Source organism: Xanthomonas euvesicatoria (genome assembly GCF_013112235.1).
In the GTDB taxonomy this organism is placed as follows: domain Bacteria; phylum Pseudomonadota; class Gammaproteobacteria; order Xanthomonadales; family Xanthomonadaceae; genus Xanthomonas; species Xanthomonas euvesicatoria.
Window position 1 is genome coordinate 4186837 of record NZ_JABFFS010000001.1, and the last position, 14043, is coordinate 4200879.

8 protein-coding genes are annotated in these 14043 nt (G+C 61.2%); 5 read left to right on the plus strand and 3 right to left on the minus strand.

Features of this window, described 5'->3' with window-relative positions; all coding sequences use genetic code 11:
* Positions 1-27 precede the first annotated feature (27 nt).
* The gene (locus HLH45_RS18020; protein ID WP_008577498.1) at positions 28-195 is read left to right on the plus strand and encodes a LiaI-LiaF-like domain-containing protein; all 168 of its coding nucleotides are present in this window, start codon (positions 28-30) and stop codon (positions 193-195) included.
* A 154-nt stretch (positions 196-349) separates the two neighbouring features.
* The gene (locus HLH45_RS18025; protein ID WP_008577497.1) at positions 350-535 is read left to right on the plus strand and encodes a LiaI-LiaF-like domain-containing protein; all 186 of its coding nucleotides are present in this window, start codon (positions 350-352) and stop codon (positions 533-535) included.
* Between the two features lie 21 nt (positions 536-556).
* On the opposite strand, the gene dcd is transcribed toward HLH45_RS18025, so the two are convergent.
* On the minus strand, positions 557-1126 hold the full coding sequence (dcd, locus tag HLH45_RS18030) for a dCTP deaminase (RefSeq protein WP_008577495.1): 570 nt from the start codon (positions 1124-1126) through the stop codon (positions 557-559).
* A 91-nt stretch (positions 1127-1217) separates the two neighbouring features.
* A complete protein-coding gene (gene apbC / locus HLH45_RS18035) occupies positions 1218-2069 on the minus strand; it encodes an iron-sulfur cluster carrier protein ApbC (protein ID WP_008577493.1) in 852 nt (283 codons plus the stop codon).
* Positions 2070-2404: 335 nt separating this feature from the next.
* Here apbC and HLH45_RS18040 point away from each other — a divergent pair, with 335 nt between their 5' ends.
* Together HLH45_RS18040 and HLH45_RS18045 are read left to right on the plus strand one after the other, a co-directional pair.
* Positions 2405-5395 (plus strand): TonB-dependent receptor plug domain-containing protein, encoded by a 2991-nt coding sequence (locus tag HLH45_RS18040; protein WP_008577491.1) that lies wholly within the window; start codon positions 2405-2407, stop codon positions 5393-5395.
* Positions 5396-5756: 361 nt separating this feature from the next.
* Positions 5757-8816, plus strand: coding sequence for a TonB-dependent receptor (locus HLH45_RS18045; RefSeq protein ID WP_008577490.1), 3060 nt, complete (start codon positions 5757-5759; stop codon positions 8814-8816).
* A gap of 895 nt (positions 8817-9711) precedes the next feature.
* Here the strand turns inward: HLH45_RS18045 and HLH45_RS18050 are convergent.
* On the minus strand, positions 9712-11307 hold the full coding sequence (locus HLH45_RS18050) for a phytoene desaturase family protein (RefSeq protein ID WP_033478770.1): 1596 nt from the start codon (positions 11305-11307) through the stop codon (positions 9712-9714).
* A gap of 450 nt (positions 11308-11757) precedes the next feature.
* Here HLH45_RS18050 and HLH45_RS18055 point away from each other — a divergent pair, with 450 nt between their 5' ends.
* Positions 11758-13860 carry a M13 family metallopeptidase gene (locus HLH45_RS18055; RefSeq protein WP_029819769.1) on the plus strand — a complete coding sequence of 701 codons (2103 nt, stop codon included), beginning with the start codon at positions 11758-11760 and terminating at the stop codon, positions 13858-13860.
* Positions 13861-14043 lie beyond the last annotated feature (183 nt).

Below are 14043 nucleotides of genomic sequence, written 5' to 3' on the forward strand. Positions count from 1 at the left end.
GCACCTGTCTTTCAACCAGTCTCCCGCATGAAATCCAATGTCGTCGCCGCGCTGATCCTGATCCTCGTCGGCCTGCTGTTCCTGGCCAATAACCTGGGCTGGACCAATCTCAGTATCGGTCGCTTGATCGCCACCTGGTGGCCGGCCGCACTGGTTGCGTGCGGAATTGGCATGCTGTTCGGGCGCGGGAAGTAGGTCGGGCGGGGATTCGGGAGTCGGGCATCACCGCACTTGAGGCGCTCACTGGCGATGCAACATGACGACTGTCATCCGCAACTGTTGACTTCCGGCACCTGATTGACGGGCGCATCGAGCGCAGCATGGCCTCACACCAACCGAGGATGTCGCCATGAACTACCGTCTGATTCCTGCCCTGTTCCTGATCGTCCTGGGCGCGTTGTTTCTGCTGGACAACCTGGGATTGGCGCATATGGATGTGGGCAACCTGATCGCGACCTGGTGGCCGGTGTTCCTGATCGCCGCCGGTGTGCGCCAATTGCTGCGCTACCGCGAGAAGGCGGCTGTGACCTGCTGAAGGCCACGGCCGCGCCACCCATCAGGTCCGCGGCAGGGTCACGCCGGTCTGGCCCTGGTACTTGCCGCCGCGGTCCTTGTACGAGGTTTCGCACACTTCGTCGGACTGGAAAAACAGCATCTGCGCCACGCCTTCGTTGGCATAGATGCGCGCCGGCAGCGGCGTGGTATTGCTGAATTCCAGGGTCACGTGGCCTTCCCACTCCGGCTCCAGCGGGGTCACGTTGACGATGATGCCGCAACGTGCGTAGGTGCTCTTGCCCAGGCATACCACCAGCGTGTCGCGCGGGATGCGGAAATATTCCACCGTACGCGCCAGCGCGAAGCTGTTCGGCGGAATGATGCAGACATCCGATTCGATATCGACAAAGCTGCCGGGATCGAAGTGCTTCGGATCGACGATCGTCGAGTTGATGTTGGTAAAGACCTTGAACTCGCGCGAGCAGCGTACGTCGTACCCGTAGCTGGAAGTGCCGAAGCTGACGATGCGCTGCCCGGCAGCATCGTGCTTGACCTGGCCGGGTTCGAACGGCTCGATCATCGCGTGCTGTTCGGCCATGCGCTTGATCCAGCGGTCGCTCTTGATGCTCATGCGTGTTCCTTGAAGACGGAAGGCGGCGGGCCGAGCGGCCCGCGCGAAGACGGCGAATTCTACCAGCGGCCGGCATCGCCGGCCCGATGCGCTACAGCAGGGATGCAGAGATCGGGATGCTGGCGCGTGGGCGCTTGCCCAGTTCCTCGGCAAGCCGCGTCGCCGCCGCTAGGTAGGCCTTGGCTGCCACCGACTCTGGCGCGGCCACCACAACCGGCTGGCCGGCATCGCCTTGCTCACGGATTGCGATCTCCAGCGGCAACGACCCCAGCAACGGCACGCCGTACTGCGCCGCCATGCGCTCACCGCCGCCTTCGCCGAACAGATGCTCGCGGTGGCCGCAGTTGCCGCAGGTATGCACCGCCATGTTCTCGACGATGCCGAGCACCGGCACCTCGACCTTTTCGAACATCTTCAAGGCCTTGCGCGCGTCCAGCGTGGCGATGTCCTGCGGCGTGGTGACGATGACCGCACCGGCTACCGGAATCTTCTGCGACAGTGTCAACTGGATGTCGCCGGTGCCCGGCGGCAGGTCGATCAGCAGATAGTCCAGGTCGTCCCACAGGGTGTCGTTGAACAACTGGGTCAGCGCGGACGTCGCCATCGGCCCGCGCCAGATCATGGGGGTGTCCTGATCGACCAACAGGCCGATCGACATCGCCTCGATCCCGAATGCACGCAGCGGCTCGATCGACTTATTGTCCGGGCTGTCCGGCCGCCCGCTCAGGCCCAGCATTGCCGGCACGCTGGGGCCGTAGATATCGGCATCCAGCACGCCGACGCGCGCGCCCAACTGATGCAGCGCCAGTGCCAGATTCACCGCAGTGGTGGACTTGCCCACGCCGCCCTTGCCCGACCCCACCGCAATCACATTGCGGATGCGCGAATGCGGCGCCAACGTGCCCTGCACCGCGTGCGCGGCGATTCTGCGTTCGCCCGTCATGCGCCAACCGCCTGCGCAACCGCGCGCGTCGCCAAGAAACCACTTTTCGCCATCGTGTTCATCGCCTACCCGGTTTGTCGTGTGCTACCGCGAGCGACTCAAGCATCGCCTTGCGCCGCATCGAAGAGGGCGTGAGTGTACCGGCTCGATCAGACGCAGCCGCCCTGTTTGCCAACGCGACACAGACGCACGTGTAGCTCGCACGTGACATTCACTGGCAAATTTCGCAGAGATGGACACAAGATTAAAGAATTGTTACGGTCGAAAATCGGTTCAGCTGGCGCTCAGCGAACCCAACTGTGCAAGTCGAATCCCAGCAAGGAATCCGCGAAATCATGTCGAGCCGTACCTCGCAACGCACCCGTCGCCATCGCCTCAGCACTGCACTTTTCGGCGTACTAGCCGCCTCTGCGGGCAATGCTGCCGCCCAATCCGAAAATGGCGTCGCGCCTGATACGACCGATCTGGACAAGGTCACCGTCACCGGATCGCGCATTGCGCGTACCGGCTTTGTCACGCCCTCGCCCGTGACGGCCATCAGCGCCGAAGAAATCCGCGCCACCGGTGCGACCACCATCAGCGACCTGATGGCGCGTATGCCGGCACTGGCACCGAGCTACACGCTGGGCAATTCCACCCGCTTCATCGGCACCGCCGGCCTGGGCCTGCTCGACCTGCGCGGCATGGGCGTGGATCGCACGCTGGTGCTGGTCAACGGGCGTCGCCACGTAGGCTCAAGCCCAGGCTCGACTGCGGTGGACGTCAACACCATTCCGGTGGAATGGGTCGAGCGCGTGGAAGTCATCACCGGCGGCGCATCGGCGGTGTATGGCGCCGACGCGGTGGCCGGCGTGGTCAACTTCATCCTCAAGAAATCCTTCACCGGTTTCGAAACGCGCGCGCAGACCGGCCTGGCCGACGAAGGCAACTACAACCGCTCATTTGCCAGCTTTTCTGCCGGTACCGATTTCGCAGGCGGTCGCGGCAACATCGCGGTGTCCGGCGAATACAGCAAACAAGATCGTTTCGGTCGCGGCAACCGCGCCATCGGCCGCGAGTATCTGGTGAGTGTGCCCAACCCCGGTTTCGACCCCACCCGTCCGCCGAGCGAAAGCAATCCGCAAAACGTGCTCAGCGGCCCCGGTGGCAATCATTCGACCTCCTACGGCGGCACCTTCAATCTGGGCACGTTCGATTTCCGTAACCCGGCAAGCTACGGCAACCGCTATCTGTTCAACGACGACGGCAGCTTCCGGCGCAACCGTTACGACGGCACCGTGGTGAGCAACACCTCGTGCGTGGACTGCGATTTCGTCGACCTCAATGCGGTAGCCGACCTGCAGCCGGGCTTCGACCGCAAAAGCGTCAACACCATGATCAACTTCGAGATCAGCGAAAACCATCGCGTGTTCTTCGAAGGCAAGTACAGCGAAACCGATTCGGAATTCTTCGGCCAACCGGCATTCGACAGCTCGCTGCGCGTGCGCCGCCAGAACCCGTACGTCAGCCCCGAGCTCGGCGCCCTGATGGATTCGCGCGGCGCCACGCAGATCCTGATGAACCGCTTCAACGTCGATGCCGGCCGCCGCGGCGAAAACATCGAACGCAAGACCTACCGCGCGGTTCTCGGCGCCGAAGGCAACCTGACCGACAACTGGACCTACGATGTGTCTGCCAATTACGGCAAGACCACGGTGGACCGCCTCAACCTCAACAACCGCATCAATGAACGTTGGCAGGCTGGCATCGACGCCGCACGCGATGCCAGCGGCAACATCGTCTGCCGCACCACGCTGGATCCGACTGCGGTCAACCCCAACACCGGCCGCGTGTACTCGGCGCTGGCCCGCGAAGGTTGCGTGCCCTTCAGTGTCTTCGGTAACGGCGCGGTCACTCCGGAAGCGGCTGCATGGTTCAACACCACCGCGCGCTCGCAAGCCAAGATCCAGCAGACCGTATTCAGCGCCTCGGTGGCCAACAGCAACATGCTGTCGCTGCCGGCGGGCGACATCGGTTTCGCTGGCGGCGTGGAATACCGCAAGGAACAGAGCGAGGAAGTCACCGACCCGTTGGCTGCGTCGGGCGCGACCTTCCTCAACGCCATCCCGAACAGTGGCGGCGACTACAGCGTCAAGGAAGTGTTCGTCGAAAGCACCATCCCGTTGCTGGCCGGCCTGCCGGGCGTGGATCGCTTGGCGCTGGACGTTGCAGGGCGCTATTCGGACTACAGCAGTATCGGCTCGACCAAGACTTGGAATATCGGTCTTGACTGGACCATTATCCCGTCGCTGCGGTTGCGTGGCACGCTGGCACAGGCCGTGCGCGCACCCAGCATTGGCGAGCTGTACGACTCGCAGAGCGAAAACTTCGCCACCATCAACGACCCCTGCAATTACCTGCCCACCAATATCAACCGTCCCGGCACCGCCGGCGATGTGGCGTTGCGTCAGGCCAACTGCAGCGCGCTGGGGATTCCGGTGGGCTGGATCGACACCTTTACCTCCACGCGTCCCGGCGTGAGCGGCGGCAATCCGGAGCTCAAGCCGGAGCGCGCGCGTAGCCTCTCGTACGGTTTGGTGTGGCAGCCGGAATTCTTCGAAGGATTCGGCATGTCGATCGACTATTGGCGCATCGACCTGCGCGATGCCATCGGCACGGTGACCGCCGAAACCAACGCCACCCGTTGCGTGGACAACCCCGGCGGTATCGGCAACAGTTTTTGCGGCTTCGTGCAACGCGCACCATTGGGTGGCTTCACCGATCCGCAGGGGCGCATCTATCCCGAACACAGCATCATCGGGTGGCAGGCGCTCAACGAAAATCTTGCCCGTTCGCGTCGCGTAGGCGTGGATCTGGAAATGGACTACCGCTTCCAGATCGGCGGAGGCAATACCGTGCTGCGGTTCGTCGGCACCCGCCTGATCCAGTCGCGCGAATGGGTATTCCAGGACTTCCCGGCCGAATACGACGAGTACGTGACCTACGTGACCGACCCGCGCTGGCGTGCGCAGTTCCAGACCAAGTACAACTGGAACGAGTGGCGCGCATCGTGGGACATGAACTATGTGGACGGCAATCTGCGGGTGACCCCGGAGAGCTATAACAGCAACCCTGGCTCGGCCAGCCCGATCAAGAACGGCTCGTACGTCTATCACAACTTCCAGTTCGGCTATCAATTCCCCGGCTCGAAGATCGACGTATACCTGGGCATCGACAACGCCTTCGACAAGGATCCGCCGCGCAACTACTTCGGCTCGGATTTCACCTCTGCGCTGTATGACAACGTGGGCCGGTTCTTCTACCTGGGCACGACAGTGCGATTCTGATGGCCTCACGCGTGTAGAAAGAGCCCCGCTTGTCGGGGCTTTTTTTTTGTGGTTTGGCAACGCGATGGATCATTACTCGCTGCGCAGACCACCCAACAACCTTCGAACACGCCGATTACATCAGGCAATCTGTATCGAACGTAACCATTAACTCACGAGCGCCGCTCCAGGTCGTTTGCCCAGGTGTGCAACATAACGCCACTTTGTGCCGAATTCCTCATTTTCGATGCGGATTTGGGTTATTTCATTAACAAATCATGTCAGATGCTTGCACTCGGTAGCAGGCATTCATTACGTTCGGGTTAAGGCCATCTGACTCCCCGATGACCGCCCTATCCGAACTCCAGTTGAAAGGTCAGGAATGAGCAATCAGTTTCGTCGCCAAGTCCTCAAACGCACCGCTCTCGCCGTCGTGCTCGGTGCTTGCCTAACCAACGGCGCGGTCTACGCGCAAAGCACCACGGGCAGCATTTACGGCAGCGCCCCGTCTGAAGCCGGCAGCACGATCGTCGTGCAGAGCGACACCGGGCTCAGCCGCACCATTACGGTGGATGCCAATGGCCGCTACAACCTCGGCTCGCTGCCGGTGGGTGCCTACACCGTCACCCTGAAGCGCGGCGACCAGGTCGTCGACACCCGCAAGAACGTGCAGTTGCGCGTTGGCTCAGGCACTGAAGTCTCCTTCGCCGGCGCGGCCGCATCGGGCAGCAACGCCGATGCAACCACGCTCGGTGCGATCACCGTTACCGCCGCCAACGCACCGAAGATCGATGTCAGCTCGACCAGCTCGCGCTCGGTCATTACCTCCGAGCAGCTGGCCACCTTGCCGCTCGGGCGTAGCGCCGAAGCGATTGCGTTGCTGGCGCCGGGTGCGGTGGCTGGTAGCGGCGCATTCAATAACGGTTCGCGCTCGGTGGTCTCTTTCGGCGGTTCCGGCGTCACCGAAAATGCTTATTACATCAATGGTTTCAACGTCAGCAATCCACTGAGCAATCTGGGTGGCGTCAGCCTGCCTTACGGCGCTATCGACCAGCAGGAAACCTATACGGGCGGCTATAGTGCGAAATACGGACGCTCCACCGGCGGTGTCATCAATCAGCTTGGCAAGCGCGGCACCAATGAATGGCATTTTGGTGCACAGGCAGTCTGGGAACCCGATTCCCTGGCGAGCTCGACTGGCGATGTCTGGTTCCCGAGTAACACATTGCCCGCAGGTTATGGCTACACCAACCGTACGCAGCCTGGCACGCTCTACCGCAGTGGCAAAGACAACAATCAAACCCGGACTGTCTACAGCGCGTATGCGGGCGGCCCGCTAATCGAAGACAAACTCTTTATTTTTGTCGCTGGAGAAACCGACAAGACCGACGGCGTCACCACCAACGCACGCACAAACTCTATTCAGGGACAGAACAACTACGGGTACAGCTCGCCCAAGTTTTATGGAAAGCTGGACTGGAACATCAACGATTCAAATATTTTGGAATATACGCGCATCCAAAACACTGACCGGCGCGGCGGCTACTACACCGCATTCAATTACGACGATCTGAGCACTGGGGGCGCGACGGGGACCTTCCCGGATACGTTCAAGATCACTGATAAATACGACATTTTCAAATACACTGGTTATCTGACCGATGATCTGACCCTGAATGCCACCTGGGGCCGCAGCACCCAGCACAACCGCCAGTTCAACCCGAATATTTCGGACCTTCCATTTCTCGACGGCGTCACCGAGCAAGATCCGGCAATTGTGGGTAACACGCCGATTCGCAACGGCCAGGCGACCAATCGAGCCAAGGCTGATGATCCGATCAGCAAGTCACGGAGTCTTCGTCTGGAGTTGGAATATCGCCTCGGCGATCACGATTTAACCGCTGGCGTGGACAATATGTACTTCAATGCCTACAACGAAGGCGTTCGCACGACGGGGCCTGGCTACCAGTGGATCTACGGCCGCCAGGACAATCCTACTGAAGGCATTAACCCCGAACTTGGCGTCGGTGCGCCCGGCGGACAGGGCTACTACGCGCAACGTCGGATCTTTACGACAACCACAAGCATGGCGGTCGAGCAGAAAGCCTATTATTTGGAGGACCGTTGGCAGGTCAGCGACAAGTGGTTGCTGACACTGGGCATTCGCAACGATAAGTTCACCAACTACAACAGCGACCACGTTGCCTATGTCGACAGCGGTGATCAGTGGGCACCGCGCCTTGGTGCAAGCTGGGATGTGTTCGGCGATTCGTCACTGAAGATATTCGCCAACCTTGGGCGCTACTACCTGGCGTTACCCAATAGCGTCGCCATTCGTGGAGCATCGGCCTCAACCTATACCGACGAATACTTCACGTACACCGGTATCGACGCCAATGGCGAGCCAACCGGTCTTGGAGCGATTGGTCCTGGCCCGGTCTCGAGCAATGGCGAATACGGCCAGGCGCCGGATCCCAATGCGTTCGCGCCTAGTGATCTGAAGTCGCAGTATCAGGACGAGATCATTCTTGGCTTCGAGAAAACTCTCGGCGAGAGCTGGAACTCGGGCGCCAAGGTGACCTATCGCAAACTGCAGAGTGCGATTGATGATGTCTGCGATCCTGGCAAGATGTCCGCGAAATTGGCTGCAACCGGTGGAGATGTCAGCAGCGTGAGCATCCCGGGGTGTGTCATGTTCAACCCTGGCCAGACCAATACATACAATCTTGCCAACGTCGACGGCTCAGGCTATACGCAATTGCGCATGAGCCAGTCCGATTGGGGTTTCACTGACAAAGCGCGTCGCAATTACGTTGCCGTGGACCTGTTTCTGGAACATCCGTTCGACGAAAAGTGGTATGGCCGTGTCGACTACACCTGGTCGCATAGTTACGGGAATACCGAAGGTCAGGTCAAGTCTGACATCGGTCAATCCGATGTCTCCAAGACGCAGGACTGGGATGCGGCTGAGTTGATGTATTACGCAGGCGGTAGTCTGGCAAATGATCGCAGGCATCAGTTCAAGGCATTCGGTGCGTATCAAATCGCGCCGGAGTGGATGGCATCGGCGACTGTACGTGTGATGTCGGGCACACCGATCTCCTGCCTGGGCTACTTCGGGTCGAATGAAGGCAACCCGATCGGATATGGCTCTGCGTACCACTACTGCGGTGGCCAGGCTTCACCTCCGGGCGACGCTGGACGTACCCCCTGGATCAAGAATCTGGATCTTGGCATTACCTACCGGCCTTCCTTCGCCGACCATAAGTTGGCGCTGGGACTTCAGGTCTTCAACGTCTTGAACGACCGCTCGGTAAATCGTGTTGAAAGCCGCTACAACACCGCGCCCTTCACCGTTCGCAACACCTATGGTATCGGTACCGAACCCTACAACTACAACACACCGCGATTTGTGCGTCTGACTGCAGCCTACGATTTCTGATCGCAGAAACAGGATCGCCGTGGTGGCGCTTCCGGAGCATAAACCACTTGAAAAGGCCCTGGTTTCCAGGGCTTTTTTATCCATTACCGAAGAGTCATCGCAATCACCCCGCGTGTTGATCAATCACCAAAATAAACCGCGCAACATTATGTCAAGGCGCACGCTGACCAAGCCTCCTCCTGTGTGTGTTCCAGACCTGCACAGATACAAGCCGGGAATCGCGACGCGCTAGACGCCCCCCCATCCCGGCAGCGGGCTGGAGCAGAAGAACTCCACAGCTGGCCCTGAGGTTTATTTATCTAACGCCTAACAGGTGTTCATCCAAAATCCCATAGAAGTTCAGGCTCAGTTGTTTCACACGGAAAGCGCCGGATCAAATCACACGCCTCCTCTTCTGTGAACGGCGCACTGCTTGTCAGCGAATAAATTACCGATGTATCGTTTTTAATATTGCAAGACCCTCCACCCGGTGGACAAATGACTTCACTACTGCAGCCGCCTTTAATCGTCAAAAGATATGGCGCAGAAGCACCCCCTCCTTCCCGTTGGGCATTATTGCAAAAATACGCCCACTGACCGACGGGAACGCCCTCGGTACTAAAATAGACGTAATCTATTGAGCTCTTACGGGCAGCCTGGACGTCTGCGCCAGCACATGCGAGGACAATCAACAACGCAACAAAGTTAATCTTCGTCTGACATCTCCTTTTGAATGAAACTTGCGCAATTACTGTGAGCGCATGCCATTATTATCACTCCCCAATGTAGATTTCGAATAAAGATCACATTTTTACAAGACAATTCAGTAAAATTATTTAATTTCTCAGAGGAGTGCTTACTTCAAACCAGATCCTCACTGGCGGCGAATTCGATTCAATACATGGCTGCAAAAAAATCAACCATCCAAAATCACCCGCGCCGCATTATGTCCGGGCGCACCCGTCACACCGCCGCCCGGATGGGTCCCGGATCCACACAGATACAACCCCGGCACCGCGCCGCGATAGGCACCCTGCCCCAGCAGCGGGCGCGCGCTGAAAAGTTGGTTGAGGCTGAGGGCGCCGTGAAAGATGTCGCCGCCAACCAGGCCGAAGATGCGTTCCAGATCGAGCGGGCTGAGGATCTGCCGGCCCAATACCGAGGCCGCGAATCCGGGCGCGTAGCGCTCGACCGTGGCGATCATCAGATCGGCCACCTCGTCGCGATAATCGTCCCACTGCCCGCCATCGGGCAGTTGCGGTGCCACGTGCTGGCAGAACAGGCTGGCGACATGCTGACCAGGCGGCGCAAGGGTGTCGTCCAGGGTGCTGGGAATGAGCAGTTCGACCACGGGCTCACGCGACCATCCCAACGCGCGCGCGTCATGCCAGGCGCGGTCCATGTAGTCCAGGCTCGGTGCCATGATGATGCCGGCGGTCAGGTGATCGCCGTCGCCGGGCAACGCGGTGAAGTCCGGCAGGCGCGAGAGTGCGACATTCATGCGGAAGGTGCCCGACCCGCAGCGGTAATGGGCAATACGTTCGCGCGTTGTCGCAGGCACGTCGCCTGGCCGCATCAGGCGCTGATACAGCAGTTTCGGGTTGACGTTGGCCACGATCGCGCGGGCGTGGATCGTCTCACCGCCGGTCGTGACGACACCGACTGCACGCCCCTGCTCCACCAACACGCGCTCCACCACGCAGCCGGTACGGATTTGCACGCCGTGTTCGCGCGCGCTGGCGGCCATGGCCTGAGTGATCGCGCCCATGCCACCGATGGCGTGGCCCCATGCCCCCTTGACCCCGTTGCTCTGCCCGAACACGTGGTGCAACAACACGTATGCGGTACCCGGCGTGTGGGGACTGGCGTAATTGCCGACAATGCCATCGAAGCCGAACAAGGCCTTGATCGGCGCGCTTTCGAACCAGCGATCCAGATATTCGGCCGCTGAAATCGTAAACAGGTCCAACAGCTCCTGGCGCAATGTCAGCGGCAGGCCCTGCAACTGCAGCCCGAGCTTGCCTGCCCGCCATAGCTGCGGCAATACCTGCAACCAGCCGCCATCGGTGACATCAGGCGGTGGCTGCAAGGCCAGCGCACGCAATACGTCGGCCAACTGCTCCAACCGCGCTTCGTAGGCGGGCAATGCGGCCGCATCCCGCGCTGAAAACCTGGCAACTTCCTGCGCCGTGCGCCCTGCCCCGGCAAGCAGATAGTCACCGTTCGGCAACGGCAGAAAATTGTTGAGACGTCGCGGCACCACGTGCAGGCCATGGCGTTCCAGTGCGAGATCGGCGATGACCTTGGGTTGCAGCAACGACACCGTGTACGCCGCCACCGAATTGCGGAACCCAGGATGAAACTCCTCGGTCACCGCCGCACCGCCAACCACGTTGCGCGCTTCCAACACCAGCACCCGTTTGCCAGCCTTGGCCAGATAGGCAGCGCACACCAGCCCGTTGTGGCCGGCGCCGATGATCAGTGCATCCAGGGGTTCAGAGGCGACGGGCATGCACTGGTATATAGCACCGCTCATCCGCGCCCACCATGTGGCAGCGGCAGCGTATGAGCGCCTGCCCGCCGCTAACAATGCAGCACTACGGCGGCGCGCGCGGGTGGTAGGCGAAGAACGGTCGCTGCACAGTGCCGCTAGTGGTTGCCAGCAAGTGCCCCGCTGGGTGATTCGGGGGTGACCACGCCGACACCTCCAGCCGACAGCTGCAGGTTGTGTGACATCGACAGTACCGCCGTTGCCTACTGGCCATGGCGGGCCGGCTCACTGGATGTTCGGTACCCCCGCGCCCCAAAAGCTGGTGCCTCGCCCGGCCCTCTACGCCCCGCACCCATGACCTTCGACACCATGCCATCCGGCTGGCGAGGCGTAGAGTGCCGGCCACGGCCCCGGCGACGGGGCTTCCCATCGATGCTTCCGGAGTCCTTTGTGATTCGTACACCTCATTTATTGACGCTGACCCTGGCCGTGGCAACCGCCCTGAGCGGTTGCAAGAAGTCCGAAGACACCGCACCTGCCGCCCCTGCGGGCGACACCGCGGCCACTACCCCGGCAGCGCCCAAGACGCTGACCCTGGACCAGAGCAAGCTGCCGGCAGTGAACCAGTTCACCGCGGCCGACCTAGACCCCAACAGCAACGCCTGTACCGATCTGAACGCCTACGCCAATGCCAAGTTCCTGGCCGCCAACCCGGTGCCGAGCGACCGCACCAGCTGGGGCGCGTTCGAGATGCTCGACGAGCGCTCCAATGCGATCCAGCGGCAGTTGGTGGAACAGGCCGCAGCCGACGGCAAGGCCACCGGTGTGGAAAAGATCGTCGGCGACCTGTGGTCGACCGGCATGGACGAAGCCAAGATCAACGCGCAGGGCATCGAGCCGCTGAAGCCGGAACTGGCCGCCATCGACGCGATCAGCGACCAGGCCAAGCTGGTGGACTACCTGCGCAGCAGCGCGGCCAAGGGCAACAACGTCCTTTTCGGCTTCGGCGCCGAAGCGGACTTCAAGAAGTCCAGCCAGAACATCGCCTATGCCATGCAGGGAGGCCTGGGCCTGCCGGACCCGGAGTACTACACCAGCCCCGCCAACAAGGCCAAGCTGGAGGCCTACCAGGCGCACATCGCCAAGGTGCTGGAGCTGTCGGGCGTGGCCGCGGCCGATGCCGCCGCGCAGGCCAAGCAAGTGGTCGCGTTCGAAACCCGCCTGGCCAAGGTGTCCAAGACCAGCACCGAGCTGTCGCGCGACGCCTCGCTGGCCTACAACCCGATCTCCCCCGCCGAGGCCGACAAGCTGACCCCGAACTGGTCGTGGACCGAGTTCTTCAAGTCGCAGGGCGTGGCCACACCGGAGATGTTCTCGCTGGCGATCCCCGCCTTCCATCAGGAAGTGAGCAAGATGATCGCCGACACCGACCCGACGATCTGGCGCGCGTACCTGCGCTTCCACACCGTCGATGGCGCTTCGCCGTTCCTGAGCCAGCCGTTCGTCGATGAGAACTTCGCGTTCTACAACAAGACCATGCGCGGCCAGAAGGAAATCAAGCCGCGTTGGAAGCGCGTGCTGGCCACCATCAACGGCCAGGCCGGCGAAGCGCTGGGCCAGCTGTACGTCAAGGTTGCCTTCCCGGCCGATTCCAAGGCCAAGATGGAAACCCTGGTGACCAATCTGCGTACCGCGCTCAAGGCCCGCATCGAAAAGCTGGACTGGATGAGCCCGGAGACCAAGACCAAGGCCATCGCCAAGTGGGAAAGCTTCACGCCCAAGATCGGCTACCCGGAAAAGTGGCGTGAGTGGAACGGCCTGAGCACCGGCCGCGACAGCTACCTGGGCAACGTGATGGCCGCGCAGGAATTCAACTACAAGTGGAACCTGTCCAAGATCGGCAAGCCGGTGGACAAGACCGAATGGAGCATGAGCCCGCAGACGGTCAACGCCTACTACAACCCGCTGCAAAACGAGATCGTGTTCCCGGCCGCCATCCTGCAGCCGCCGTTCTTCGACCCGAATGCGCCGGAGGAAATGAACTACGGCGGCATCGGTGCAGTGATCGGCCATGAGATGACCCACGGTTACGACGACCAGGGCAGCCGCTTCGGCGCCGATGGCAACTTCATCCCCGATCCGGGTTGGTGGACGCAGAAGGACCTGGACGCGTTCAAGGCACGCACCGGCAAGCTGGTGGCGCAGTTCGACGGCTACCGCACGCCGGCCGGCGACAAGGTCAAGGGCGACCTGACCCTGGGCGAAAACATCGCCGACCTGGGTGGCCTGAACACCGCCTACGACGCCATGAAGGCCGCCACTGCCGGCAAGGACGACCCCAAGACCGACGGCATCACCCGCGACCAGCGCTTCTTCCTCAACTGGGCCACGGTGTGGCGTCGCAACTTCACCCCGGAAGAACTGGCCGTACGCCTGAAGACCGACCCGCATGCACCGGCGAACTTCCGCGCCATCGGCGCACCGTCGAACATGCCGGCCTTCGCCGCCGCGTTCTCGTGCAAGGCGGGCGATGCGATGGTGCGTCAGGGCGACAAGCAGGTCGTGATCTGGTAATTGCGCAAGCGCGGTAAAACCACGGGCGGCCATCGAAAGATGGCCGCCCGTTTTCGTTGTGCACCCCGTATTTGCCGCAGTGTCTTTCTCCAAATCCGCCAGCCGGCACCAATAACCGAGGCAGGCCATGCTCCTGCAGTGGATGATCTTTCCTGCACGCACGCGCTGCCAGACCGATGCCGA

Bases quoted from the DNA above. Each gene is read 5' to 3' on its own strand.
- HLH45_RS18025 (WP_008577497.1), top strand. From the start codon at position 350: ATGAACTACCGTCTGATTCCTGCCCTGTTCCTGATCGTCCTGGGCGCG.
- dcd (WP_008577495.1), bottom strand. From the start codon at position 1,126: ATGAGCATCAAGAGCGACCGCTGGATCAAGCGCATGGCCGAACAGCAC.
- HLH45_RS18020 (WP_008577498.1), top strand. From the start codon at position 28: ATGAAATCCAATGTCGTCGCCGCGCTGATCCTGATCCTCGTCGGCCTG.
- apbC (WP_008577493.1), bottom strand. From the start codon at position 2,069: ATGACGGGCGAACGCAGAATCGCCGCGCACGCGGTGCAGGGCACGTTG.
- HLH45_RS18045 (WP_008577490.1), top strand. From the start codon at position 5,757: ATGAGCAATCAGTTTCGTCGCCAAGTCCTCAAACGCACCGCTCTCGCC.
- HLH45_RS18040 (WP_008577491.1), top strand. From the start codon at position 2,405: ATGTCGAGCCGTACCTCGCAACGCACCCGTCGCCATCGCCTCAGCACT.
- HLH45_RS18050 (WP_033478770.1), bottom strand. From the start codon at position 11,307: ATGCCCGTCGCCTCTGAACCCCTGGATGCACTGATCATCGGCGCCGGC.